At 69.0% G+C, this 25,419-nt stretch carries 25 protein-coding genes and 2 tRNA genes; 12 read left to right on the plus strand and 15 right to left on the minus strand.

The genetic code is table 11. From position 1 onward, the window contains the following. The first annotated feature begins 61 nt into the window (after window positions 1-61). The 3 genes from ACWESM_RS26925 to ACWESM_RS26935 are packed head-to-tail and all read left to right on the plus strand — an operon-like array spanning window position 62 to window position 2,792. Complete coding sequence (locus ACWESM_RS26925) at window positions 62-1,126, plus strand: enoyl-CoA hydratase/isomerase family protein (protein ID WP_364433104.1); 1,065 nt, start codon at window positions 62-64, stop codon at window positions 1,124-1,126. Then, window positions 1,126-2,022 (plus strand): 3-hydroxyisobutyrate dehydrogenase, encoded by an 897-nt coding sequence (gene mmsB / locus ACWESM_RS26930; RefSeq protein ID WP_397280182.1) that lies wholly within the window; start codon window positions 1,126-1,128, stop codon window positions 2,020-2,022. The genes ACWESM_RS26925 and mmsB overlap by 1 nt, the downstream gene beginning before the upstream one ends. Then, window positions 2,019-2,792 carry an enoyl-CoA hydratase gene (locus tag ACWESM_RS26935; RefSeq protein WP_355073647.1) on the plus strand — a complete coding sequence of 258 codons (774 nt, stop codon included), beginning with the start codon at window positions 2,019-2,021 and terminating at the stop codon, window positions 2,790-2,792. The genes mmsB and ACWESM_RS26935 overlap by 4 nt, the downstream gene beginning before the upstream one ends. A 39-nt stretch (window positions 2,793-2,831) precedes the next feature. Here the strand turns inward: ACWESM_RS26935 and ACWESM_RS26940 are convergent, their stop codons facing one another. Both ACWESM_RS26940 and ACWESM_RS26945 read right to left on the minus strand, forming a co-directional pair. Further along, window positions 2,832-3,872 carry an Hsp70 family protein gene (locus ACWESM_RS26940; RefSeq protein WP_364433099.1) on the minus strand — a complete coding sequence of 347 codons (1,041 nt, stop codon included), beginning with the start codon at window positions 3,870-3,872 and terminating at the stop codon, window positions 2,832-2,834. 116 nt (window positions 3,873-3,988) lie between these two features. Further along, window positions 3,989-4,540: a MarR family winged helix-turn-helix transcriptional regulator gene (locus ACWESM_RS26945; RefSeq protein ID WP_355073651.1), complete on the minus strand. Its 552-nt coding sequence runs from the start codon at window positions 4,538-4,540 to the stop codon at window positions 3,989-3,991. A gap of 113 nt (window positions 4,541-4,653) precedes the next feature. Here ACWESM_RS26945 and ACWESM_RS26950 point away from each other — a divergent pair. After that, window positions 4,654-4,728 (plus strand) — tRNA-Cys (locus ACWESM_RS26950). 80 nt (window positions 4,729-4,808) lie between these two features. Here the strand turns inward: ACWESM_RS26950 and ACWESM_RS26955 are convergent. The 6 genes from ACWESM_RS26955 to ACWESM_RS26980 all read right to left on the minus strand — a co-directional run bounded on the left by ACWESM_RS26955 (window position 4,809) and on the right by ACWESM_RS26980 (window position 11,561). Beyond that, complete coding sequence (locus ACWESM_RS26955) at window positions 4,809-5,861, minus strand: ABC transporter ATP-binding protein (RefSeq protein WP_356969405.1); 1,053 nt, start codon at window positions 5,859-5,861, stop codon at window positions 4,809-4,811. Next, the gene (locus tag ACWESM_RS26960) at window positions 5,858-7,411 is read right to left on the minus strand and encodes an ABC transporter permease (protein WP_364433094.1); all 1,554 of its coding nucleotides are present in this window, start codon (window positions 7,409-7,411) and stop codon (window positions 5,858-5,860) included. Before ACWESM_RS26960 ends, ACWESM_RS26955 begins: the two co-directional genes overlap by 4 nt. Window positions 7,412-7,413: 2 nt before the next feature. Further along, a complete protein-coding gene (locus ACWESM_RS26965; protein ID WP_452494105.1) occupies window positions 7,414-8,436 on the minus strand; it encodes an iron ABC transporter substrate-binding protein in 1,023 nt (340 codons plus the stop codon). Between the two features lie 108 nt (window positions 8,437-8,544). Continuing rightward, complete coding sequence (locus ACWESM_RS26970) at window positions 8,545-9,822, minus strand: metallophosphoesterase (protein ID WP_452494107.1); 1,278 nt, start codon at window positions 9,820-9,822, stop codon at window positions 8,545-8,547. A gap of 148 nt (window positions 9,823-9,970) precedes the next feature. After that, window positions 9,971-10,798: an Rv0361 family membrane protein gene (locus tag ACWESM_RS26975; RefSeq protein WP_452494109.1), complete on the minus strand. Its 828-nt coding sequence runs from the start codon at window positions 10,796-10,798 to the stop codon at window positions 9,971-9,973. Between the two features lie 361 nt (window positions 10,799-11,159). Beyond that, complete coding sequence (locus ACWESM_RS26980) at window positions 11,160-11,561, minus strand: nuclear transport factor 2 family protein (protein WP_364433081.1); 402 nt, start codon at window positions 11,559-11,561, stop codon at window positions 11,160-11,162. A gap of 141 nt (window positions 11,562-11,702) precedes the next feature. Here ACWESM_RS26980 and ACWESM_RS26985 point away from each other — a divergent pair, with 141 nt between their 5' ends. Both ACWESM_RS26985 and ACWESM_RS26990 read left to right on the plus strand, forming a co-directional pair. Further along, window positions 11,703-12,125, plus strand: a complete 423-nt coding sequence (locus tag ACWESM_RS26985; RefSeq protein WP_355073673.1) for a hypothetical protein — start codon at window positions 11,703-11,705, stop codon at window positions 12,123-12,125. Between the two features lie 136 nt (window positions 12,126-12,261). Then, complete coding sequence (locus ACWESM_RS26990) at window positions 12,262-12,945, plus strand: hypothetical protein (RefSeq protein ID WP_364433077.1); 684 nt, start codon at window positions 12,262-12,264, stop codon at window positions 12,943-12,945. A 249-nt stretch (window positions 12,946-13,194) separates the two neighbouring features. Here the strand turns inward: ACWESM_RS26990 and ACWESM_RS26995 are convergent, their stop codons facing one another. The 4 genes from ACWESM_RS26995 to ACWESM_RS27010 all read right to left on the minus strand — a co-directional run bounded on the left by ACWESM_RS26995 (window position 13,195) and on the right by ACWESM_RS27010 (window position 15,714). After that, complete coding sequence (locus tag ACWESM_RS26995) at window positions 13,195-13,743, minus strand: L,D-transpeptidase family protein (protein WP_452494113.1); 549 nt, start codon at window positions 13,741-13,743, stop codon at window positions 13,195-13,197. A 243-nt stretch (window positions 13,744-13,986) separates the two neighbouring features. Continuing rightward, window positions 13,987-14,154 (minus strand): hypothetical protein, encoded by a 168-nt coding sequence (locus ACWESM_RS27000; protein WP_452494114.1) that lies wholly within the window; start codon window positions 14,152-14,154, stop codon window positions 13,987-13,989. Between the two features lie 94 nt (window positions 14,155-14,248). Beyond that, window positions 14,249-14,620, minus strand: coding sequence for a hypothetical protein (locus ACWESM_RS27005; RefSeq protein WP_452494116.1), 372 nt, complete (start codon window positions 14,618-14,620; stop codon window positions 14,249-14,251). A 155-nt stretch (window positions 14,621-14,775) separates the two neighbouring features. Continuing rightward, window positions 14,776-15,714, minus strand: coding sequence for an extracellular catalytic domain type 1 short-chain-length polyhydroxyalkanoate depolymerase (locus ACWESM_RS27010; RefSeq protein ID WP_364433065.1), 939 nt, complete (start codon window positions 15,712-15,714; stop codon window positions 14,776-14,778). A gap of 167 nt (window positions 15,715-15,881) precedes the next feature. Between ACWESM_RS27010 and ACWESM_RS27015 the strand changes: the two genes are divergently transcribed. Then, entirely contained in the window at window positions 15,882-16,163 is a 282-nt protein-coding gene (locus ACWESM_RS27015; protein WP_364433062.1) for a type II toxin-antitoxin system Phd/YefM family antitoxin, read from the plus strand. Between the two features lie 27 nt (window positions 16,164-16,190). Here the strand turns inward: ACWESM_RS27015 and ACWESM_RS27020 are convergent. From ACWESM_RS27020 to ACWESM_RS27030, 3 genes are all read right to left on the minus strand, one after another. Next, window positions 16,191-16,263, minus strand: a tRNA-Arg gene (locus ACWESM_RS27020). Between the two features lie 106 nt (window positions 16,264-16,369). Further along, complete coding sequence (locus ACWESM_RS27025) at window positions 16,370-17,005, minus strand: DUF305 domain-containing protein (protein WP_452494130.1); 636 nt, start codon at window positions 17,003-17,005, stop codon at window positions 16,370-16,372. 539 nt (window positions 17,006-17,544) lie between these two features. Then, a complete protein-coding gene (locus tag ACWESM_RS27030) occupies window positions 17,545-18,465 on the minus strand; it encodes a DUF3105 domain-containing protein (protein ID WP_397280197.1) in 921 nt (306 codons plus the stop codon). A gap of 92 nt (window positions 18,466-18,557) precedes the next feature. Between ACWESM_RS27030 and argS the strand changes: the two genes are divergently transcribed. From argS to thrB, 5 genes are all read left to right on the plus strand, one after another. After that, window positions 18,558-20,216 (plus strand): arginine--tRNA ligase, encoded by a 1,659-nt coding sequence (gene argS, locus ACWESM_RS27035; protein WP_397280199.1) that lies wholly within the window; start codon window positions 18,558-18,560, stop codon window positions 20,214-20,216. A gap of 61 nt (window positions 20,217-20,277) precedes the next feature. Then, window positions 20,278-21,699 carry a diaminopimelate decarboxylase gene (gene lysA / locus ACWESM_RS27040; protein WP_356969430.1) on the plus strand — a complete coding sequence of 474 codons (1,422 nt, stop codon included), beginning with the start codon at window positions 20,278-20,280 and terminating at the stop codon, window positions 21,697-21,699. Further along, window positions 21,696-23,051: a homoserine dehydrogenase gene (locus ACWESM_RS27045; protein ID WP_355073690.1), complete on the plus strand. Its 1,356-nt coding sequence runs from the start codon at window positions 21,696-21,698 to the stop codon at window positions 23,049-23,051. Before lysA ends, ACWESM_RS27045 begins: the two co-directional genes overlap by 4 nt. A gap of 23 nt (window positions 23,052-23,074) precedes the next feature. Next, window positions 23,075-24,196 (plus strand): threonine synthase, encoded by a 1,122-nt coding sequence (gene thrC / locus ACWESM_RS27050; protein WP_356969450.1) that lies wholly within the window; start codon window positions 23,075-23,077, stop codon window positions 24,194-24,196. Window positions 24,197-24,221: 25 nt separating this feature from the next. Further along, window positions 24,222-25,175 (plus strand): homoserine kinase, encoded by a 954-nt coding sequence (gene thrB / locus ACWESM_RS27055; RefSeq protein ID WP_356969432.1) that lies wholly within the window; start codon window positions 24,222-24,224, stop codon window positions 25,173-25,175. The last annotated feature ends 244 nt before the right edge of the window (window positions 25,176-25,419 follow it).

The raw sequence follows: 25,419 nt of genomic DNA on the forward strand, positions 1-25,419 counted from the left end.
CCCGGAGGCGGCAGCGCAGCGTGACCACCCAGGGTCCCGATCATGTCGGAAAGGACAGAGTATGAGCGAGCCAGAAGTTCTGCTCGAACAGCGTGACGGGCTCGGCCTGATCACGCTGAACCGGCCGAAGGCCATCAACGCGCTGAACCACTCGATGGCTCTCGCCATCACCGACGCGTTGCGCGAGTGGGCCGAGGACGACGCGGTGCGCACCGTCGTGGTCACCGGCGCGGGGGAGCGCGGCCTGTGCGCGGGCGGCGACATCGTCGCCATCCACGCCGACGCGAAAAGCGGTGCGAATACGGCGGATTCGGCCACCGGACGGTTCTGGCGCGACGAGTACGTCCTCAACGCCCTGATCGGTCGCTACCCGAAGCCGTACGTGGTGATCATGGACGGCATCGTGATGGGCGGCGGTGTCGGGCTCTCGGGCCACGGCAGCCACCGCGTCGTGACCGAGCGCTCCAAGATCGGCATGCCCGAGGTGGGCATCGGGTTCGTCCCGGACGTCGGCGGCACCTACCTGCTCGCGCGGACGCCGGGCGAGATCGGCACGCACGTCGCGCTGACCACCGCCCGCATGAGCGCGGGCGATGCCATCGCCGCGGGCTTCGCGGACTACTTCGTCGCTTCCGAGCATCTGCCCGCCCTGCTGGAGACGTTGCGCACGGAGAGCGCCGACATCGCGATCGCCAAATTCGCCACGGACGCACCGGAATCCGCGCTGGCCGCCGAGCAGGACTGGATCGACGTCTGCTACGGAGCCGATTCCGTGGAGGAGATCGTCGCGCGGCTGCAAGCGCACGACGCGCCGGGCGCGCGGGCGGCGGCCACCGAGATTCTGGCGAAATCCCCGGTGGCGCTGAAGGTGACGCTGCGCTCGCTGCGGGCGGCGCGCACCGCGCCGAGTCTCGAGGCGGTGCTGAACGAGGAGTACCGGGTGTCCATCGCGTCGCTGTCGTCGCACGATCTGGTCGAGGGCATTCGTGCCCAGGTGATCGACAAGGATCGTGATCCGCGATGGTCGCCCGCGACCCTCGATGCGGTCACGGACGCGCAGGTGGACGCGTACTTCGCCGAGTTGGGCGATCGAGAGCTGGGTCTGCGGACCCCGGAGGTGGCGTGATGAGCAAGCGAATCGGTTTCCTCGGCCTCGGCCACATGGGCGCGCCGATGGCGGCCAACCTGGTGCGGGCGGGCTACGAGGTGCTCGCCTTCGACCCGGTGCCCGCGGCGCGGGAGCAGGCCGGGCGCGACGGCGCGATCGTGGTGGATGCGGCCACCGAGGCCGCCGCGGCCGAGACCGTGATCACCATGCTGCCCAACGGCAAACTCGTCCTCGACGTGTACGCCGAGCTGCTCCCGGTCGCCGCGCCGGGCACGCTGTTCATCGACTGCTCCACCATCGACGTGGCCGATGCCAAGGTCGCGGCCGAACGCGCCACCGCAGCGGGGCACCGCGCGCTGGACGCACCGGTCTCCGGTGGTGTCGGCGGCGCGGCGGCGGGCACGCTGACCTTCATGGTCGGCGGCGCCGCCGCGGACTTCGCCGACGCGCTGCCGGTGCTCGAGGTGATGGGCGGCAAGGTCGTGCACTGCGGCGGCTCCGGCGTGGGCCAGGCGGCGAAGATCTGCAACAACATGCTGCTCGGCGTGTCCATGATCGCGCTGTCGGAGTCGCTGGTGCTGGGCGAGAAGCTGGGCCTGAGCCATCAGTCCTTCTTCGATGTGGTCTCCACGGCTTCCGGCCAGAGCTGGGCGCTGACCAGCTACTGCCCGGTCCCCGGCCCGGTGCCGACCAGTCCGGCCAACAACGACTACCAGCCCGGCTTCGCGACGGCGCTGATGTCGAAGGACTTGGGCCTGGCCGCGAACGCGTTGCGCGACAACAACGTCGACGGGCAGCTCGGACTGCTCGCCGCCACGATCTACGACCGTTTCAACCAGACGGATGCCGGACGGGACTTCTCGGCTATCGTCACCGATATCCGTGACCGTTCCGACCAAGAGGGTGCCGAGTGAGCTTCGAGACGATTCTGCTGGAACGCAAGGGCCGGGTCGGCTGGATCACGCTGAACCGGCCGAAGGCGCTGAACGCGCTGAACGCGCAGGTCCTCGACGACGTCATCGCCGCGCTCGACGAGCTCGAGCACGACGACGAGATCGGGGCCATCGTGATCACCGGCTCGGAGCGCGCCTTCGCGGCGGGCGCCGACATCAAGGAGATGCAGCCCAAGTCGTACATGGACATGTTCCTGAACGACTACTTCGCCCGCTGGGACCGGCTGGCGCAGTTCCGCAAGCCCACCATCGCGGCGGTGGCGGGCTACGCGCTGGGCGGCGGTTGTGAGCTGGCCATGATCTGCGACATCCTGCTCGCGGCCGACACCGCCAAGTTCGGGCAGCCGGAGATCAAGCTGGGCGTCATCCCCGGCATCGGCGGCTCACAGCGCCTGACCCGCGCGATCGGCAAGGCCAAGGCCATGGATCTGGTGCTCACCGGCCGCAACATGGACGCGGAGGAGGCCGAGCGGGCGGGATTGGTCTCGCGTATCGTGCCCGCCGCGGAACTGCTCGACACCGCCCTCGAGGTCGCCGAGACCATCGCGGGGATGTCGCTGCCGGTCACCATGATCGCCAAGGAAGCGGTGAACCGCTCCTTCGAGACCACGCTCGCCGAGGGGCTGCGCTTCGAACGGCGAGTCTTCCACTCGCTGTTCGCGATCGAGGATCAGAAGGAAGGCATGAGCGCCTTCGTCGAGAAGCGTCCGGCGAAGTTCACCAACCGCTGACACCGGTTTCCGCCCGGCCGTATCGCTCGGCCGGGCGGGTTATCCGGTGGGGGGCGCGACGATCTTCGCGGGCACCTTGTTCCCTTCCGGCGGGGGCGCGTCCTCGTTCGTGGCGAGCAGTCCGGCGATGGTGGCGCCCAGCGCGATGGTGACCGCCGCCGCCGCGATGAGTTTGCGCCGGTCGACGGTGGCCGGGACCAGGGTGGCTCCGGCGCGTAGCCGCGCCATCCGGACGTCGCCGCCTCGTCGTTCCGCGGCGAGCAGCACGGCGCCGCGCGCGGAGACGAAGTCGGGTTCGGGGTCGTAGACGATCGGCAGGTCGATGTGTTCGGCCAGCTCGGCGCGAATGCTGGGACTGCGGGTGCAGCCGCCGAGCAGCACCATGGCCTCCGGTCGCACGCCGGTCTCGTCGATGATCTGCCGCACGAACGACACCGAGTGATGAATGCCCGCCGCGCACAGTTCGGCCAGGTCGCTGCGGGTGAGAACGGCCCGGTCGCCGGTGCCGTCGTCGATCGCGGTGACCACCCTCGCCTCGCTCAGTTCTTCGCGATGACGCCGGATGGTCGGCGTGTCGGTGAGCACGCCGTCGCGGGCCAGGCGCCAGCGCAACAGCGCGTCGTAGCCGTCGCCGCCGAGGACCGTGCTGCGTTTGCTGGACAGAATCGTGTCGGTGCGGCAATCGGCGTGGGTGATGGTCAGTCCCGAGCTGCCCAGGTCGTAGAGGATCACCGTGCCGCTGTCCGGCAGTTGCCCGGTGAAGCGCAGGTAGCGCAGCTGGGCGAGCGGTTCGTCGACGATGGTCACGTCACGGCCGCCGACGCCTGCGCGGATGGCGTCGGCGTGCAGCGGACAGCGGCACGTCACCGCCGTGCCCGAGATCAGCTCGTCGCGCCGGTCGGCGGCGCCGTTCATCCGGCGGATCGCCTCGAGGACCGATTCCTCGACGCCGCCGCCCGCCCGCCGCGGCACTTCGCAGCTATCGATCGGGGGTAGGTGTGGCTGATCGGAGTGTGTCAGCATCGCGTGAGCGCCGCCAGCGCCCGCCGATACACCCAAGACCAGCACCATGATCTCCATGGTGGACCTTTTCCGTTCCGCTGCCAAGACGGCGTGCCCGGTAATTCGCCGGTTGAATGCCGGAATGTCATCCCTCGGTCGGTCGGCAGCGGTATGCGACCGACCGGTACGTCGAATTAGTCTGTGGCCGTGGCCGACCAGCGCGCCGTTCCCTCCGCGGTCTCGAAGTCGCCCGCGGCATGTCGGAATTCGGCGAGCAGTTGCAGGAGAGTGTGCAGTCGTTCCGGAGGGAGGCCGGGGAGCGCGAAGACTTTCGCGTTGAGTTCCTCGGTCGCCTTCGCCACCAATTCGCGTCCGGCATCGGTGATTTCGATCAAAGTAGCGCGCCGGTCGCTGGGATGCGGTACCCGCTCGACGAGCTTCGCCGCCTCCAGCCGGTCGACGGTGTTGGTGACGCTGGTGGGGTGCACCTGCAAGCGGGCGCTGGCCTTCGCCATCGGCAGCGCGCCGGTTTTGCTGAAACTGAGCAGCCGGAGCAACTCATAGCGAGAGAAGGTCAATCCCGTGGGTTTCAGCGCCTCGTCCACCCGTGCCATCACGATTTGCTGAGCCCGAACCAGCGACGTCACCGCGGCCATGCCGTCGGCGACATCCCCCCAGCCGTGGCCGACCCACTGGCGGTGGGCTTCCTCGATCGGATCGTTCGGAAGCGGGCGTGGCCGAGACATGTTCCGATCATTCCATGCCACCACAGGAGGGCGGGGGCATCCGGCCAGGCTTCGGATCACCGTGAGCGCAATGGTGGGCCGGGCCGTCGCCCACGGGCACTATCTAGGGCGAGGCGGGCGTGGCTGAGTGGTTTAGGCAACGGTCTGCAAAGCCGTTTACGCGGGTTCAATTCCCGCCGCTCGCTCCAAACGTCCTCGGTGCTCGGTCACGCCACTGCCGAGCACCGAGGCGCATCAGGAAGCCGCGTGGTCGTGACGCGAGCCTGTTTCAGGCGGCTTGGTTCGGCTCCGAATACGCCACCGCCGATCCGATCACTTCTAGGCGAACCCGCTGCCCGGTGACGGGGGCCGCGACGCTGGCCCGGCGTACGAGAATGGGAGTGCCGGAACCGTCCAGTTCGATCGTCAGGATGACGTCGGCGCCGCGGAAGTCGACGGCGCGCACTCGGCCTGCCTCCGCCTCGTTCTCCGAAGCGACATGGGCGACAAGCTGTTCCGGTCGCAGCATGATCGTCGACGGCCCGCACGCGGCATCGCGCTGCACCGGGATCCGGCCCAGCGCGCACTTGGCCACGTCGGCCTCGACCACCGCGTCCAACAGCACGCAATCGCCGAGGAACCGCGCGGTGAACAGATCCTTCGGCGTCGCGTAGACCTCCTCCGGCGTTCCGACCTGAGTGAAGCGGCCTTCCCGCATCACCGCCACCTGCTCGGCGAAACTGAGGGCCTCCTCCTGATCGTGCGTCACCAGAATGCTGGTCATGCCCGCCTCGCGCAGCGTGTCGGCCACCGCCTGCCTGGTCGTCGCGCGCAGGCCCGCGTCCAGCGCGCTGAACGGCTCGTCCAACAGCATCACCGACGGCTTGCGCGCCAGCGCGCGGGCCAGGGCTACGCGCTGCTGCTGACCGCCCGAGAGCTGATGCGGTCGCCGGTCGGCATAGGACGCGTCCAGCGACACCATCTCCAGCAGTTCGTGCACCCGCCCGCGGCTGTTGCGGCGCATGCCCGGCAGCCCGTAGGCGATGTTCTGGCCGACGGTCAGATGCGGGAACAGCGCACCGTCCTGGGCGACGTAACCGATGTTGCGGCGCTGTGGCGGCACCGTTACCCGTTCACCGACAACGGTTTCCGTTCCGATCGACACCGAACCCGCATCCGGCGACTCGAATCCGGCGATCACGCGCAGCAGGGTGGTCTTGCCGCACCCGGACGACCCGACCACCGCGGTCGCGGTGTGATCCGGCACGTCGAGCGTGATCCCGCCGAGCACCCGGGTGTGGCCGAAGGTCTTCGAGACATCGGCGACGACAACGCGACTCATATCCCGGCCGCCTTCCGCGAGTTGGTGAACAGCAGGTACGTCACCGGCACCGCGGCGACGATCATGATCAGGGCGTACGGCGCGGCGCCCGCGTAGTCCAATTCGCCCGACAGGCCCCAGAACCGCATCGCCAGCGTGCGGGTTCCGTTGGGCGCCAGCAGCAGCGTCGCGGTCAGCTCGGTCGCCACGGCGACGAACACCAGTGCGGCGGCGGCAGCCGCGGCCGGCGCCGCGAGACGCAGCGTGACCAGGAAGAACGTCGCGGGCGCCGATTTGCCCAGCGACCGGGACGCCTCCTCCAGGCCGACCGGCACCTGAGCGAGCCCGGCCCGCACGCTGACCAGGGCGCGGGGCAGGAACAGCAGGAGATAGGCGGCGATCACCATGCCCGCCGTCTGGTAGAGCGCGGGCGCCCACCGGATGGTCACGGTCACCATGGCCAGCGCGATCACGATGCCCGGCAGCGAACTGGTGATGTAGTTGGCGCCCTCGACCAGTCGCGCGAACGCGGAGGTGGAACGCACCGCGATCCACGCGACCGGGAACGCGCACAGGGTGGTGAGCAGTGCGGCGACCGACGCGAGTCCGATCGTCTGCCCGAGCGCGTTGCCGATATCGGTGAGATCCCACACCGCCGCGCCGCCGATGCGCAACCAGCGCCCGATGGTCCACAGCGGCACGCCCAGCGCGCCCGCCGTCACCGCGACGAGCGCGGCCAGCACCGGCAACGTGCCGACGCCCAACCGGGTTCTGGTCGCGGCGCGCGGCGCCCCGCTGCCGATCCGCGCGTAGCGCGCCCGCCCGCGCAGCCCCGCTTCGGCCCCGAGCAGCGCCAGGCAGCACAGCACCAGCACACCGGCGAGCATGCTGCCTGCCGGACCGGCGAAGCTGGACTGGTACTGCTCGAAGATGGCCGTGGTGAACGTGTCGAACCGGACCATCACGAAGGCGCCGTACTCGGCGAGCAGATGCAGTCCGATGAGCAGCCCGCCACCGAGGATCGCCAAGCGCAGCTGCGGCAGCACGATCCGCGCGAACACCGCGACCGGGCCCGAGCCCAGCGCCCGCGCCGACTCCTCCACCGCGGGATCCAGGCGGCGCAGTGTGGCCGCCGCGGGCAGATAGACCAGCGGGAAGTAGGACATCGTGGAGATCACCACGCCCGCCCACAGGCCGTGCATGGTCGGAAAGACGCTCACCCAGGCATAGCTGTTGACGAACGCCGGAACCGCGAGCGGCGCGGCGAAAACCGGCCCCCACCAGGATTTCCCCGGCACGTCGGTGCGTTCGACCACCCAGGCCAGCCCGATACCGAGCGCCACGCAGATGGGCACGGTGCACACCACCAGCGCGGCCGTGTTCTCCAGCAGCTCACCGACTCTGGGCCGGAACACCAGCTCCTTCGCCTGCTCGAGGCCGGTGGAGAAGACCGTCGAAACGATGTATCCGAGCGGCACGAACGTCGCCGCCACCAGCAGCAGCGCGACGCTCGTGACCAGCGGCCCCGGCCTGCCGATCCGGGGCGCGGCGACAACGGTCCGGACTGCCACGGCTACAGCAGACCCGCTTCGGTCATCAGCTGCGTGACCTTCTTCGAGTCCAGCTTGGACGGATCGACCGCGGGGGCCTGCAGATCGGCCAGCGGCGGCAGCGCCGGGTTCGCGGCCACTCCGGCGGCGACCGGGTACTCCAGCGACGTGCCGTCGCGCAGCACCTCTTGTCCGGTCTTGCCGACGATGAACGCCAGGAACTTCTGCGCCGCCTCCTGCTTCTTGCTCGCCTTCAGCACGCCGCCGCCGGAAACGCTGACGAAGGCTCCCGGGTCCTGGTTCTTGAAGTAGTGCAGGGCGGTGTCGGCGCTGCTCTCCTTCGTGTTCGCCTGGTCGCGGTACCAGTAGTAGTGGTAGATGACGCCGCCGTCCGGGCTGCCGGAATTGACCGCCTTCATGGTGGCGACATTGTTCGGGAACGGTGTCGCGTTCTCCTTCATGCCCTTCAACCAGGCGCGGGTGACGTCCTCACCCTTCAGCGCGAGCAGGGCCGCCACGATGGCCTGGAAGTCGGCGCCGGAGACGCCCGCGCCCCAGCGGCCCTTCCACTGCGGTTGCGCCAGATCCAACAGCGAGGCGGGCAGCTGACCGGGCTGGACCTTGTTCTTGTTGTAGACGAACACCGTCGACCGCGCGGCGACGCCGGTCCACTTGCCGGTGGACGGGCGGAACTGCGCGGGCACCTGCTCCAGGGTCTTGGCGTCCACGTCGGCGAACAGGCCCGCGTTCTCCACCAGCGCCATGGCGGGGGAGTTCTCGGTGAGGAAGACGTCGGCGGGCGAGGCAGCGCCCTCGGCGACCAGCTGGTTGCCCAGCGCCGTGTCGCCGCCCTGGCGCAATGTCACCTTGATGCCGGTTTCCTTGGTGAACTCGTCGGCCCACTCTCTGGTGAGCGATTCGTGCTGCGCGTTGTAGACGGTGATCTCGTTCGCGTTGTCGGAGGAGTTCGAGCAAGCCGTGCCGCCGATGGCCGTCATGGTGAGGACCAATCCAGCGGCAATCGTCTTCCATCTGACCGGCTTCATCCTCGTCCTTCCGACCGCGTTACCCGTGCATATGTTGAGCCTTACCTAAGGAAGATACCGCGTCCGACATGCGGGAACCCTGGCAGATCTGGGGATTTCTCGCTGACGCTACGTCAGCCCCGAAAAGTCGCGCAGTGCAATGTGATTGCGGTCCGCGCAGGTGCCGAGCGTGTAGTCCGGCTGTAGTCCGAAGTACTCGCCGCGGGTGAGCGCGCTCCAGCGCCGGGCGTCCTCGGTGCGGGTCTTGTAGAAATTGACCATGTACCCGCCCTCGTAGAGGCGCAGCAGGCTGTAGCCGCCCGGGTACTCCTTGACCGCGGCGACCTCCAGGAACTCCACCGCGCACGGCGCGTCCGGCCTGGTGCGGCGATTGCGATGGGTGTGGCCGCTGTGTTGCAGGAAGACGCCGGGGCTGCGGGTGTAGAGCGCCTGCAACTCGGCGCTGTCGCGTCCGTCGAGCACGAAGCCGGGCCCGGCGAGGTTGGTCAGTCCGGACTCCGTCGTGACCGGGTGATGGCCGAATACCAGCGTCGGCCGGTCCGGATCGGCGCGCAGGCGTTCGGCGAGGTGATCGAACTGCGGACGCTCGATGGAGCCGCCCGCGCCGTCGAGTCGGCTGGTGTCCAATCCCAGCACCCGCAGACCGCCGACCTCGTGTTCGACCATTTCCTGTCGTGCGGAGAAGACATCGGCCCAGCAGTCGCGGTGGTCGGCGGGCGCGGGGGCGCAACCGGCGTATTCGCCGCCGACGTGCGGCCGGTCGTGGTTGCCGCGCACGGCCAGGTAGTCGTGGCCGAGCGTGCCCCAGGCATCGAGGCGGGTCCGGATCGTGCGGGTGTCCTGCTCGGAGGCTTCGGCGGTCAGGTCGCCCGCGAGCAGCAGGAGTTCGGCTGCGCGGTCGGGACGGCGCAAGTCGTCCAGCATCGCGGTCAGCATCACTTCGGGGTAGGGCGCGAGGCCGGGGCCCTGCCGGAAGCCCGGTGGCAGGTCGCCCGCGATCAGCCCGCTGACTTGCTCGCCGTAGTGCACGTCGTTGGACAGTGCCAGCGTGCGCAACCTGCGGCCGGGCGGCGGGACCAGGGTGGTGAACTCGCCGCGCGCTTCCGGGGCGGCCGGGTCGGCGGTGGTGAGCGAAAGCGCCGGTGTGGCGCGCAGGCCCGCGGACCAGGCTTCGAAGCGGTAGGCGCGGCCCGGCTCGAGTCCCGCTATCTCGGCGTAGTGGAAAGGGGTCGGGTGGTCGTCGGCGAAGACCTGGGCCGGGGCGCGCGGCGAGTCGGCGGGACCGATCCGCACCTGGCTGTCGGTGTCGACGGGCAGCAGCCGGCCGCCCGGGTCGGGCGCGAGCGTGGTCCAGGTGAGGATCACCGATGTGTCGGTGATCGTCACCACTTCCAAATCCGTCGCGATGGTCGTATTCGGTTGAGCGCGAACCGATTTCGGTCGACCGGCAAGAGGGAGCAGAGCGGCGAGGCCGAGCGCGCCGAGGACGGTCCTGCGGCTGGGGCCGCAGCAACTCACGCGTGGGTGCATGCGATCAGCGCGTGCCCTCCGGGGAGCAGACCTTCCACTTGCCGTCCTCTTTCTTCAGATGCTCGGTCGTGCTGGTTTCGGTATCGGGCTGCTCGCCCGGCACCGCGACGGTGAGTTTGCCGGTGACCTTCGCGGTCGCGGTGTCCCCGGTGACGACGATGTCATCGATCCTATCGATGGTGACCGAAACCGAGGTGCTGTCGAATTCCTTCTTCTCGCTCTCGGTCATCGCCTCGAACGCGGCGCGTTCGCGGGCGCACGCCTGTTCGGCCGCCGCGCGGAAGCCGCGCCTGTCGAGAGTCTCGTAGAAGTCGCGGATCGCGAGCTCGATCTTCTTCTCGTCCGAGGCGAGCGGACCTTTGCCCTGCGTGGTCAAGAAGATCCCGGCGATCAGCGCGCCGGCGATCACCAGCACGACTATCACCACCAAGCCGGCGATCAGGCCGGTGTGGCTCTTTCTGGGCTGTGGTGGGTATCCGCCGGGCGCGTAGCCGGGTGGCGGATAACCGGGCCCGGGCGGTGGATAACCCGGTCCGGGTGGTGGGAACGGTTGTCCGGGACCGGGTGGTGGAAAGGGTTGTCCCGGACCGGGTGGTGGGAAGGGGCGCCCGGGTTCGGGCGGTGAAGGGGGTTGCCCCGGACCCGGCGGTGAAGGGGGTTGCCCCGGACCCGGCGGTGAAGGCGGTTGCCCCGAACCGGGTGGCGGGGAGGGTTGCACCGGCTCCGGCGACGGAAGGGGTTGCTCAGGTTCGGGCGGCGGGGAGCCGGGGGGCGGCTGTTGCGGCTGCGGCGGTCGGTCATCCGGCGGTTGCCCGCCCGGTGGATTAGCCATGTCGTCCTCCGGTCTGCCCCCGGTGCCTGCATCGCTACGGCAAGGGCGTGCCCGGGTGACCGGAAACCAAACCAGACCGGATCGTTCGGTCAGGTGTGGAGCGGCCAGGCGGCGCTCGGCTCACGATCCGGTCCGGCGCTGGTGTCGTCTGCGCGCTGTGTGGGTGTCGGCGGGAGGGTGGTCGGCTTCTGGTGTGGTCCGGTGCTGGTGTTGTGTTCGGGTGTGTGGGTGTCGGCGGGAAGGTGATCGGCTCTTGATGCGATCCGGTGCAGGCGTCGCGTCCGGGCTGTCGGCGCGGGTGTCGGCGGAACAGCAATCGGCCCGTGATCCGGGTTCTTGCGCGAGGTCGGCACTCGCGGCGTCAGGCGTCCAATGCGGCGTGCCAGCGTGCGGTGTCGGTGTACTGGTGCAGGCGCGTGATGCGCCCGTCGTCGTCGACCTGCCACAGGTGCACGAACTCCGCTTCGTACTCGCGGCCGGTGGCGCGCGCCGCGCCGCGATAATGCCCGGTCACCACGATGGTGCCGTCGGTTGTCTCTTGCCATGTCTCGTCGTACGGCGCGGTGTCGAAATCTCGCGCGACCGGTCCCCAGATACCCGTCATCGCCGCGATCGGCCCGTGGAAGGCGCCGCCCGCGCCGCACGGCATGCCCGGTGCGGTTCGCGCTTCGAACTCCGGATGCAGCAGCGCCAGGATCGCCGGTCCGTCACCGGTCTGCGTCGCGGCGTAGAAACCGTTGACCACCTCGAACTTCGCGGTCATGTCGCCCTCCTTCTAATATGATCGTTCTAGAATGAACATACTAGAAGCCGAGCGCTGATGGCACTGTGGCCGTCGCCATGCCGCCCGATTCGGGCCGGGGTTGCCTGGTGCTTGCCGCATATGTCCGGCTAACATTCGAACATGGGTTCGATAAGCGATGAAACGCCGCGAACCGAAGGAACGGAACCCGAGCTGGTCTACCCGAACCGGACCGGCCACTACTACCGGACGCTGACCTACCCGCCGCGCCCGGTCTGGGTGCGGCTGGACGCGATCCTGGTCCGCGATCCAGGGACGCCGCGCCATGTGAACGGCGCCGGGGTCATCATGCGCGGCGAGCGACCCGGAACCCTGACGCACTGGTTGCCCACCGTCGACGGCGATTGGATGGGCCGGGTGAACTACAGCATCCAGTTCGCCGACGGACGTCCGGATCTGCAGGTGCGCGACCAGTTGGTTCCCGCCTATGCGCTGCGTCCGCGGGATACCGGACAATCCGGACCGGAATCGGCTCGATCGTCACGCGGGAATGTCGCGCGACCCGAGCCGGGCTCATTGCCGTGAATTTGCCTGCCCTGCCCATATCTGCGTGATCGCCGCCAACCAGGTTTGCTGTCCAGCGCGCCGCGGCCCGAATGGGTTGTCCCGTCGATTGCCGGCCCGGTTGTCGCCGTAAGGGGCCGGTGATACGTTGCCCGGCATGGGATTTCAGTTGCCGCATCCCGAGGTGCTGTGGGCGCGCGTGACCGTCTTGGACGTGATCACCTGCGCAACGCACACCGATCGGGCCGCGAGCGGACAGGAGATCGGGCAGACGGCCAGAGTGGAAGGCGGCCGGCTGATCAACGACGACGGTGAGGGCAATTGGTTCTCGCTGGTCAGATATGCCGGTGACCGCGCGCTGCTATTCGGGAGGGATGAGGACAACGAGGTCGCCGGAACCTCCTACGATCCGCTGGCCGCGGCGCCCGCCTGGGTGCGGTCCGTGGAACCGACCACGAAGCTGCCCGGCGGCGTCCAGGGCCCGGTCAGCTTCGTGCGCTGGTGGGAGTTCGGCCGCTGGCAGCACACGCCGACCGACCTGGACGACGGCCTCGAACTCGGCCTCAGCGCCGCCTCCGACCGGGAGGACTTCACCGGCAGCGTCATGAGCGCCGCCATTCACGCGAAGTGGGTGGAGATGGATTACGAGGCGGGCAAACTCACCGCCCTCACCGTCGACCCCACCGCCCTGCACGCCCTCTGCGACGCCGCCGAGAACGGGGCCGTCACCAAGGCGCACTTCTACTTCCTGCAGCCCGGCTTCACGGCCCCCGCCTTCACATACCTCACCAACGCGGGCGTCCTCACATCCACCGACAAACCCACCGAACCCCTGCCGTAAACGTCGCGCCGCACACGGCACCCAACCGTCCGAGAAGGGCTCCCGACTACGGGGGCCTTTTCTTATATGACGGCGGCATTGGCGGCACGCGTCCACGTGTCATGCCACGACTGTCGGTGGGCTGCGTTGCAGGCGGTAGGCACCCAGCTGGTCGCGCAGCGCGAACGCGAGCGGATGTCATTCTGTTCGGCCGAGTGCCGGAACGTCGCGGCCGAGTCGGCCGCGGACAACGGCCTGCTGGTCGGGCGTTCACCTCGCGTGTATGTCGATAACCGGTTTCCGCGACGGTTCGAGGGTGGCCAGCAACGTCCGCATGACGTCGTCGCCGACCGCGACACACCCTGCTGTCGGCCTGCCGACATCGACGTGGACGAAGAACGCGGAGCCCCGCCCCGGCACGACCGGAAAGCGGTTGTAGTCGATGACCAGCGCATAGTCGTACTGCGGTTCGGTTCGCCCGAGATTCTCGCTGAGGGCGGTGTCGAACGGGCATTCACCCTCGGCGCACCGATACTTCTGGTTGTACAGCGGGCTTTCGGTGTCGGACACCCACCACCAGGTATTGGACGGATCGACCGAAAGGTAGGGAAGTTTCGCGCCCACGGCAGGCACCCGGCCGAATCCTTCGGTCAACGGAAAGGTGCCCTCCGGCGTATATGCCGCCCCTTCTCTGGCCTCCCGCGAAATCCCCTCCGCACCAACCCAAGCGGGCACAGCAAGCGTCCGCTCCCACCGGCGGAACCGCCCCCGCTGCCACAGCTCCAACGTCCCCCGGTCGGCCCCCGCCGCCGCACTCACCCAGACGACTTGACTCCCCGGAACCGCATCCACATCGAAGGGCGGCCGCTCTCTACCAGCCACAGCCCACAACACACCCCCCAGCACCACGGCAACGGCCACGAGCCCGCCCACCACAACCCGGCCTCGCCGCCCCCCACTCCCATCCAATCCCATTCACCCTCCTATGTAGACGAGCCACGAGTGGCACACGGCTGCGGCAAATGTCGAGTAGACCTCTCGATGGTGTGCCACTCGTCATCATCATCTCGGGGTTATGGCCTGCCAGTACTGAGTTCTCACCGTGTCCCAGAGGTCGAAGAGTTTCGGGAACCACTCGCGTACCTGGGCCAGGTCGGGGCGGTCCTCTCCTTCACCGAAGTAGATCATGCCGGGTTCGCCGTTGGGGATGTCGATTATCGAGCCGTCCATTCTCATCCGGTAGGCCGGGGCCCCAGTGGCATGGTCGATGAGCGACTCGATCGCGATCCGCGACCCGCGCACGATCCGCCAGAGGACGGTGTGGTCACCAAATGTCGTGCTGTGCAATGGTCATCCCCCCGCGCGAGGAGTCGCCGGTATCGCTCGCGAGCACCCGGCGACCGCTGACAGTGATCTGGTATCCACTGCGGCCGACCATTCCGGTGTGAACGACCAGGCCGGCCGCCTCTAGGCGTAGTAGTGCGCGGCGAGTTCGCCTTCCGGACGGATTCGCCGTTCTCACCAGCGAGTCCACGGACAGGATTCCGCCCGGCGCGAGCGCCGCCAGCACGGCGGACTGAGTCTTGCTGAGTCGGGGGTGCGATGCCATGGGGCAGAGGATGTGCGAGAAGCCGATATCCAAGCCCGGCAACGAAATCCGGTCGGCAAACTCGCGCAAACGAGCCTCGGGTGACACCGGGGCTCGTAATCATTGCAGCGGCTAGCATTCGAAGTGCCTGCAATCCCGGTGCTGGAAAGACGGGCGATCGGGTGTCGACCACTGGGAGTTCTCGGCATCCGCGCCCGTACCAGCGTCCTGTCGATTCGAATCAGGTGTGTCCCGCGCCCCATTCAGTGGGCGGCGAAGAACTGCCAGATGATCTCCGAAGCATCGAATTGGCGGCTCACCGCGCCGACCAACGCCTTGGGGAGATACTGCTCGCCGCCCGGCCAGGTGTGGCCACCGTTGGTGACCGTGTAGAGGACGACGCCGACATCGTCCGGGCACAGCGCCGTCTCGATCTTTACTGAGGTCCCGTCGTCGCCGCGTGCGGGCAACTCACTGGCGTTCGGCGGTGGACAGCCGTTCTTCCCGCGCCACAGCTGTTGCGTGGCCGCCACCGACAAGACCGGGCCGGTGCCCGTGCGGCCGTTATTGCCCGACGTCACCCGCACGACACCGCCTTCGTACGGGACGATCGGATCGGCGGTGCCATGGATCTCCAGCACCGGAAGTGGATGCGCGAGTGCGCAGTTCGTCTCGTCCGCGGCGGGAAGCGGACCAGCCACCGGCGCGATCGCGGCCAGCTTGGCGCTCAGGTGACACCCCAGATGCTGGGTGAACATGCCCCCGTTGGACATCCCGGTGGCATACACCCGAGCCGGATCGACCTCGTCGGCGGCGACCAGGTGGTCGATCAGCGCCGAGACGAACCCGACATCATCGACATCCGCTGCGCCCGCGCGTGTGTCGGCACCCCGGCCGTCGTTCCATGACCTGCCGATCCCCTCGGGGTAGACCGCGATGAATCCATTGGCGTCGGCCAGCCGATCGAAACCGCTCTTGTTCGCCATGTACCCGGCGCTACCGCCACCACCGTGGAAGACCAGAACCGCCGCGAGCCTGCCTTGCGGTGAACCCGCCGGACGGTGGATGAGGTAGTGGCGTTGCGCGCCCGCGTAGTCCAGGACACGGTGCGGATCATCGGGTCCACTGGCACGCGAATGCGCGCAGGCGGCGGTCAGGACCAGGGCCGCGCCGACGACGATGGCGGCCAACGATCTCAGCACGGCTCGATGGTAGGAGCCCCGGCATCGCGAGGCCACCCACTGATGCGGCCGCTGTCCGCACAATGTCGCTGCGTGGTCGATCGCACCGAGTCGCGGGACGGCGAACGCCCTATCGGTGATCCAAAAGTTACGGTCGCCAACTGCACAGGGTCTCGTACCTTACGAGCATGAAGTCGATGAACTACACCGAGGCGCGAGCGAACCCCGCCTCGGTTCTCGACAGCGCCACCGAGGATCTGGAAGAAGTGGTGATCACCCGTGCCGGGCGCGAACCGGCCGTGGTGGTCGCCCTGAGCGAATACCGAGCGCTGAAGGAGACCGCGTACCTTCTCGGCAACCCCTTCAACGCGCGACACCTCGAGCGTTCTATCGCGGAACATCGCGGCGCAGTGTCACACCTCGGGTCCTCGCCCACGAGGCCTAGGCCGCCGATGAGAAAGGCCCCTTGACCAGCTGGTCAAGGGGCCTTTGCTCGGTGCCCTCGGCAGGATTCGAACCTGCGGCCTTCTGCTCCGGAGGCAGACGCTCTATCCCCTGAGCTACGAGGGCGGGATAGGACTCGGTCGGGGCCGGGATGGCGGTCCGATCGGGCTGGGTCAGCCTATCGTATCGGCGGCCGTCCGCCAAAAAGGGCGGACGGCGGCGCGGTTTCGGGTCAGGGGAGGGGGGCGGCGCCGCGGGCGGTGAGCATGGTGGTCATCAGGTCGGATTCGCCGCGTTGGGTGGTGGCCATGGTTTCGGCGAGGGTGCGCACCGCCGTGGTGTCGGCGTGCTGGGCGGCGTAGTCGATCATCGACAACCCGCCCTGGTGATGGCGCAGCATGAGCTGCAGGAACATCGTGTCCAGCTTGGGGCTGGTGGCCTGGCGGAGCGCGGCGAGTTCGGCGGGGGTGGCCATGCCGGGCATGGTGGACACCGGCCCGGAGTGGTGTGGCATGTCGGCACCGGAATGATCGTGGCCGCCCATCGGCTCGGTCATCCAGCCCATGAACCCGTCGACGCCCTGCGCGGGCTCGCCCCACAGCTGCAACCAGCCCTGCATGCGTCCGATCTGGCTCTGCTGGGTGGTGAGGATGTCGTAGGCCAGGCGGCGTACCTCGGTGTCGGTGGAGCGAACCAGCAGCACGCCCGCCATTTCGACGGCTTGGGCGTGGTGCGCCGACATGTCCTGACTGAAACCGACATCCACCGGGCCCGGGTCCGGCTCCGTGGAACCGTTCAGCGGAATCCGGGCCAGCACGCCGATCGCGAAGCCGATCAGGATCGCGCCGATGATGCCGAGGATCAGCAGCGCGGTGCGCTGGCGGCGGAACTGTCCGCCGACGCCGGATGCTTCGCGGTCATCGGATCCGTCAGATGCTTCGCGTTCGGATGTGGTAGCTCGGCGATCGCCCGATCCGGCAGGTGCTTCGGGCGAGGAGGACTGGGCGGATGCTTCGCTGTCGGATTCGACGTGTGCTCTTCGATCGCCCGATCTCGAGGATCCGACACTCTCGGGCCTGCTGGCTTCCTCGATACCGGACCCTGCGGCTGTTGCCCGATCGCCGGAGCCGGCGGCTTGGAGATCGCCGGACTCGGTGACTCCGGTGCCGGCGGCCGTCGTCGGTTCGCTGGACCCGGTGGCGCTGCGATCGGCGGATTCGGGAGTGCCGGACCCTGCGGACGCGGCGCGATCCCCGGACCCAGCGGTTTTGCGATTGCCGGATCCGCGCGCCTTGCGACCGTCGGGTCCGATGGCGTCGTGAGTGCCGGACGCGGTGACTTCAGGAGCGCCGGAACCGGCGGATGCTTCGCGCCCCCCGGACTCGACGCCTCCGTGGTCGCCGGCCACTACTGCCCCGCGCCAGGAGCGGGCTGCGCGGGCGCGGGCTGCGCGGGCACCGGAGCGCCGGGCACACCGGGAAGTCCGGGAAGACCCGGCACGCCGGGCACGCCGGGCAGACCACCGGGCATGCCGCCGAGTTCGGTCTGGTCCTGCTGCAAGCCCTTGCCGTCCATCGGCACCGCGTCGGGTCCGGGCGGCGTGGGATCGAACGGCGGCGGGTTGTCGGTGTCGAAGACGATCGTCGAGCAGTCCGCGCCGACCTCGGGATAGGTGTAGTTGTTCAGCCGCAGAGCTGTGATGAACTGGCCGACGCGCTTGTCGTCGGGGCTGTCCAGCTTCAACTGGTGCCCCCAGGACTGCAAGGAGACGGCGGAGTCGAGGCCGGGGTAGGGCGACATCAACGTGTACGGCTTGCCCTCGACCTTCGCCTTCAGCGTCGCGATGCCGTCGGCGTTCACCTTGTCCGGGTTGTAGGTGATCCACACCGCGCCGTGCTCGAGCGAGTGCACCGCGTTCTCCACCCGGATCGGCTTGTTGTAAACCACGCCGGTGCAGGTCGCCCACGACTGGTCGTGCGGGCCGCCGAACGGCGGAGCCTGGTCGTAGGCCACGCGCTGGCTGGAGTTGATGTGCAGCCCGGCGGGGTATTCCTTCTTCACCACGCCCGCGATCCCGTCGGACGGGTCCTTCTTCTGCGCGCTCGGCGTGTACTTCTCCAGGTCGGCCTTCTCCCGGTACTTGGGGACCAGGCTGTAAGCCAGCGCGCCGATCAATGCGATGATTACTACGGCCGCGCCGATGGCCAACCAGGGAACCTGGCGATTCTTCTTCGGAAGCTGTCCTTGCCCGCCCCGCTTGCGGGGAGCCGACAACTTCGCCGCGGCCTTGGCGGCCTTGGCCGATTTGGCGCTGGGACTGCTAGGCATCGCTCAGTGTGCTCTTTCGACGTGGATGGATCCGCTGGCTGCGCAGTGCCCACCCGAGGTGCACACCCGCCAAGACCATAGGATAGAGACTCGTGACTCCAGCTGACCTTGCAGATCTCCTTCGCTCTACCGCGGCGAAGGTGCTTGTCGAACGTGGACTGGACCCCGCGGTCCTGCCCGACGAGGTCACCGTGGAGCGTCCCCGCAACCCCGAACACGGCGACTATGCCACGAATGTCGCGATGCAGGTGGCCAAGCGCGCCGGAACCAAGCCGCGTGATCTGGCCACCTGGCTGGCCGACGCGCTGGCCGCCGCCGACGGCGTCGCCGCCGCCGAGGTCGCCGGGCCCGGCTTCCTGAACATCCGTCTCGCGGCCTCCGCGCAGGGCGCGATCATCGAGCGGGTGCTCGCCGCGGGCGCAGCGTACGGCACCGCCGAGACCCTGAAGGGCACCCGGATCAACCTCGAGTTCGTCTCGGCCAACCCGACCGGTCCCGTGCATCTGGGCGGCACCCGGTGGGCCTCGGTCGGCGACGCGCTGGGCCGCATCCTGGCCGCGCAGGGCGCGGACGTGGTGCGCGAGTACTACTTCAACGACCACGGCGCGCAGATCGATCGGTTCGCCGCCTCCCTGGCGGCGGCCGCCACCGGCGCGCCGACCCCGGAGAACGGGTACGCGGGCGCCTACATCGGCGAGATCGCCGACAAGATCGTGGCCGCCAACCCGGACGTGCTGAGCAAGCCGGAGGCCGAGCGCCTCGAGCTGTTCCGTGCCGAGGGCGTCGAGCTGATGTTCGCGCACATCAGGGAGTCGTTGCACGAATTCGGCACCGATTTCGACGTCTACTTCAACGAGAGCTCGCTGTTCGCCTCCGGCGCGGTCGAGCAGGCCGTGGAGCGGCTGAAGAACTCCGGCGACCTGTACGAGAAGGACGGCGCCTGGTGGATCGCCAGCTCGGAATACGGTGACGACCAGGACCGGGTGGTCATCAAGAGCGACGGCAAGGCCGCCTACATCGCGGGCGACATCGCCTACTTCCAGGACAAGCGGGCCCGTGGCTTCGACCTGTGCATCTACATGCTCGGCGCCGACCACCACGGTTACATCGGCAGGCTGAAGGCCGCCGCGGCCGCGTTCGGCGACGACCCGGCCACGGTCGAGGTGCTGATCGGGCAGATGGTGAACCTGCTGCGTGACGGCGTCGCGGTGAAGATGAGCAAGCGCGCTGGGACCGTGGTCACCCTCGACGACCTGGTCGAGGCGATCGGCGTGGACGCGGCGCGGTACTCGCTGGTGCGTTCGTCGGTGAACTCGAGCATCGACATCGATCTGAACCTGTGGGCCAGCCAGAGCAACGAGAACCCGGTCTACTACGTGCAGTACGCGCACGCGCGGACCGCGTCCATCGCGCGCAACGCCGCCGAGTTCGATTACGACTCCGTCGCCGCCGACCTCGCGCTGCTGTCGGCCGACGAGGAAGGCGAGCTGATCCGCACCCTCGGCGAATACCCGCGCGTGGTGAGCGGTGCGGCGAGCTTGCGCGAACCGCATCGGGTAGCCCGCTACCTGGAGGAACTGGCCGGCGCGTACCACCGTTTCCAGACCAACAAGAACCTGCGCGTCCTGCCGCTCGGCGACGACCCCGTCTCGCCGACGAACGCGGCCAGGCTCGCTCTGGTCAACGCCACGCGCCAGGTCTTGGCCAACGGCTTGGGCCTGCTCGGCGTCAGCGCGCCGGAGCGCATGTGACCGTCCGGTCGACCAGAGCGAGGAAGGAAGCGAAGTTGAGCGAGCGCAGCGAGGTGGAATTATGAGCGCGCATCCCGCCGGTCCCCGGCATGCCGAGATTCCGCATGCGCCGAATCTGCCTGAGCGCCCGAGCGATCCGCGGCAGATGATCGACCTGCCCGCGAACGTCTGGCCGCGCAACGCGACCCGCGACGACGCGGGCGTGGTCCACCTGGCGGGCGTGCCGGTGTACGAGCTGGCCGAGCGGTTCGGCACCCCGCTGTTCGTGGTGGACGAGGACGACTTCCGTTCCCGCTGCCGCGACATGGTCCGCGCGTTCGGGGCGAACGCGCGAGTCCACTACGCGTCGAAGGCGTTCCTGTGCGGCGAGGTCGCCCGCTGGATCCGGGACGAGGGCCTCTCGCTGGACGTCTGCTCCGGCGGCGAACTCGCCGTCGCGTTGCACGCGGGCTTCCCCGCGGAGCGAATCGCCCTGCACGGCAACAACAAATCCGTCGCCGAGCTGGAAGCCGCGGTGTCCGCGGGGGTCGGCCACGTCGTGGTGGACTCGCTCATCGAGATCGAGCGCCTGGAGGCCGTCGCGAGCCGCGCGGGCGTGGTGCAGGACGTGCTGGTCCGGGTCACCGTCGGGGTGGAAGCCCACACCCACGAATACATTTCGACCGCGCACGAGGACCAGAAGTTCGGCTTCTCGATCGCGGGCGGCGACGCGATGGAGGCGCTCGCGCGCGTCTTCGATGCCGACAACCTGCGCCTGGTCGGCCTGCACAGCCACATCGGTTCGCAGATTTTCGAGATCGACGGCTTCGAGATCGCCGCGCGGCGCATGCTCGGCCTGCTCCGCGAGGCCATCGACAAATTCGGCATCGAGCGCACCGCGCAGATCGCGACGCTGGATCTCGGTGGCGGACTTGGCATTTCGTATCTTCCGTCGGACGACCCGCCGCCGCTGGACCGGTTCGCGGCGAGCCTGCGCGAACTGGTCGCAGCCGAAGCCGAACGCGCGGGTCTGCCCACGCCGACGATCGCTGTCGAGCCCGGCCGCGCCATCGCTGGGCCCGGCACGGTGACGCTCTACGAGGTCGGCACCATCAAGGACGTCTCGCTGGACGGCGGTCTGCGCCGCCGGTACGTGAGTGTCGACGGCGGCATGAGTGACAACATCCGGCCCGCGCTGTACCAGGCCGACTACGACTGCCGTCTGGTCTCGCGGTCGTCGCAGGCCGGGCCGGTGGTCGCGCGCGTTGTCGGAAAGCATTGCGAGAGCGGCGATATCGTCATCCGGGACACCTGGATGCCCGCCGACGTCGGCCCCGGCGACCTGATCGCCGTCGCCGCCACCGGCGCGTACTGCTACTCGATGTCCAGCCGGTACAACCAGTTGACCCGTCCCGCGGTCGTCGCGGTGCGGGACGGACAGCCGCGCCTGATACTGCGCCGGGAGACGGTGGCGGACCTGCTCAGCTTGGAGGTGGAAGCGTGACGGCCAACGCGAAGAACGGCGTGTGGGGGACCGATCGCCCGATCGGGGTCGCGGTCCTCGGCATGGGCAATGTGGGCACCGAGGTCGTGCGCATCCTGCGCGAGCACACCGAGGACCTGCGTTCCCGCGTCGGCGCGCCGGTGGTGCTCCGCGGGGTGGCCGTGCGCAGCCTCGACACCGACCGCGGCATCCCCGCGGACCTGCTCACCACCGACGCGGACGCGCTGGTCGCCCGCGACGACGTCGACCTGGTGGTGGAGGTGATCGGCGGCATCGATCCGCCGCGCCGGTTGATCCTGGCCGCGCTGAATGCGGGCAAATCCGTGGTGACCGCGAACAAGGCGCTGCTGGCCGACTACACCGGCGAGCTCGCCGCCGCGGCCGAAGCCAGTCGCGCCGATCTGTACTTCGAGGCCGCCGTCGCGGGCGCCATCCCCGTGGTGCGCCCGCTGATCCAGTCGCTGGCGGGCGACCGGGTGAACCGGGTCGTCGGCATCGTCAACGGCACCACCAACTTCATCCTCTCCGCGATGGACGAGACCGGCGCCGACTACTCGCAGACGTTGGCCGAGGCCACCCGGCTGGGCTACGCCGAAGCCGACCCGACCGCCGACGTGGAGGGCTACGACGCCGCGGCCAAGGCCGCGATCCTCGCCTCGCTGGCGTTCCACACCCGGGTCACCGCCGCCGATGTCTACCGCGAGGGCATCTCGCGGATCACCGCCGAGGATCTGGAAACCGCCTCCGCGCTCGACTGCACGGTCAAACTGCTGGCCATCTGCGAGCGGGTGGACGCGGGTCCCGGCGAGCCCGGACCGGAGGACGGCGGCAAAGAGCGCGTCTCGGTGCGCGTCTACCCGGCGCTCATCCCACGCAAGCACCCGCTGGCCGCGGTGACCGGTGCGTTCAACGCGGTGGTCGTCGAGGCGGAGAACGCCGGGCGGCTGATGTTCTACGGGCAGGGCGCGGGCGGCGCTCCGACCGCGTCGGCCGTACTCGGCGATCTGGTGATGGCGGCACGGAACAAGTTCTATGGGGGTCGCGCTCCCGGCGAATCGGTTTATGCTGAGCTACCGATCGCGCCGATCGGCGATACGCCCACCCGCTATCACGTGAACCTGCAAGTCGAGGACCGTCCTGGAGTCCTGGCCGCGGTGGCGGGCGAATTCGCCAAACACGGGGTGAGCATTTCGACCGTCCGTCAAGAAGGGCACGGCTCGGGTGCGCGCCTGGTCGTGGTGACCCACCACGCCGTGGAGTCGGCGCTCGCGGACACCGTGGCCGCACTGGCGGGAATGGCATCCGTCACATCCGTGACCAGCGTTCTGAGATTGGAAGGCACCGAAGAATGACCACAGCGTCGCGCAACGACTCCATGAGGGGCGGCGGCCGGGAGACGGGCGGGCACACGACCGGCGTCGCGCCACAGGCAGGGGTGCACTCCCGCTGGCCGGGCCTGATCGCGGCCTACCGCGACCGGCTCGCCGGCGCGGCCGACTGGGAGCCGGTCACGCTGTACGAGGGCGGAACGCCGCTGGTGCCCGCGCCGCACCTGTCCGAGATCACCGGTTGCGAGGTCTACCTGAAGGTCGAGGGCCTGAACCCGACCGGCTCGTTCAAAGACCGCGGCATGACGATGGCGATGACCGACGCCAAGTACCGCGGCCAGAAGGCGGTGCTGTGCGCGTCCACCGGCAACACTTCGGCATCCGCCGCGGCGTACGCCACCCGCGCGGGCATGAGCTGCGCCGTGCTGATTCCGCAGGGCAAGATCGCGATGGGCAAGCTGGCCCAGGCCGTGATGCTCGGCGCGAAGATCATCCAGGTGCAGGGCAACTTCGACGACTGCCTCGAACTCGCCCGCAAGGTCACCGCTGACTTCCCCAGCATCGGACTGGTGAACTCGGTGAACCCGGCCCGCATCGAGGGCCAGAAGACAGCGTCCTTCGAGATCTGCGACGTGCTCGGCAAGGCCCCCGACGTGCACGCCCTTCCCGTCGGCAACGCGGGCAACATCACCGCCTACTGGCGTGGCTACCGGGAGTACTACGCCGACGGCGTCACCGGCGGCTTGCCGCGCATGCTCGGCGTGCAGGCGGCGGGCGCGGCCCCGCTGGTCAACGGCGCCCCGGTGAAGGATCCCGAGACCATCGCCACCGCGATCCGGATCGGCGCGCCCGCCTCCTGGAACGGCGCGGTCGAGGCCAAGGAGCAGTCCGGCGGCGCTTTCCGCGCCGCCACCGACGAGGAGATCCTCGACGCGTACCGCCTGGTCGCGGCGACCGAGGGCGTGTTCGTCGAGCCCGCGTCGGCGGCCAGCGTGGCCGGTGTGCTCGCCGCACGCAAGGAGGGCTGGCTGGATGCCGGGCTCACCGTGGTGTGCACCGTGACCGGCAACGGTCTCAAGGACCCCGACACCGCGCTGTCGGGCATGCCCAAGGTGCAGCCGATCTCGGTCGATCCGGTTGCGGTGGCCGCCGAATTAGAGCTGGCCTGAGTTGAATTCGCGCGACAGCCAGGTCATGAGCGCGACGCTGCCCGCCGGTCTGACCGTGACCGCCCGGGTGCCCGCGTCCACCGCGAACCTCGGTCCCGGGTTCGACTCGCTCGGTATGGCATTGGGGATCTACGACGAAATCCAGGTGCGCACTACCGATTCCGGGCTCACCATCCGGGTCGAGGGTGAGGGCGCCGACGATGTGCCTTGGGGCCCTTCGCATCTCGTGGTCCGCGCGATCGAGCGCGGCCTGGAGTCGGCCGGGGTGTGGGCCGACGGCCTCGATGTGGTGTGCCGCAACGTGATTCCGCATTCGCGCGGCCTCGGGTCCTCGGCCTCGGCGGTGGTCGGCGGACTTGCCGCCGGGTGCGCCCTCGCCGCGAAGCTGGACTCGGCGCCGGCCACGCCTGCCGACCGATTGGTGCAGCTGGCAGCGGAATTCGAGGGGCATCCGGACAACGCGGCGGCCAGCGTGCTCGGCGGGATCGTGGTCTCGTGGACCGAGAGCGATCGCCCCGCCGACGAGGCCCCGGGCACGGAATACCACGGTCGCGTCTACCGCGCGGTGCGGCTGGAGGCGCATTCGGCACTGCGCCCGGTCGTGCTGATCCCGGAGGAGCGCTCGTCCACCGCGCACACCCGCGGCCTGCTGCCCGACGTCGTGCCGCACGGCGACGCGGCGTTCAACGTCAGCCGCGCCGCGCTGGCCGTGGTGGCGCTCACCCAGCGTCCCGACCTGCTGCTGCCCGCCACCGCGGACCGCCTGCACCAGGCCCAGCGTGCGCCCGCGCTACCGCTGACCACCGCCTGGATCACGCGCCTGCGCACGGCGGGCATCGCGGCCACCGTCTCCGGGGCGGGACCGACCATCCTGGCCCTGGGGACCAGCGAATTTCCCGCGGAACTCCGCGAACTGGCGGCAGCCGACGGCCTGCGCGTAGTGGAGCCGGGAATCGCCGAAGGCGTCCTGATCGACTGACGGCGAGTCTGTCTTGCCGAGATTCGCAATGGACAGCTATTCTGGGCAGGTCCGTACATCGTGCGCATCAGACGCCGGTGCTTCATCAGGGCAATCGCTCCAGCAGGCTCCAGGCTCGAGCCTCCAGGCCATGGGGGTGCTGCGTAGCTGCGCAACTGGAATGATCTCTCCCCACCTTTCACCAATGGTGGAGAAGCCGCCGGTCCGGCGGGGCAGGTGATACGGCACACAGCGCCCGGACGGA

Source organism: Nocardia sp. NPDC003999 (assembly GCF_053604885.1).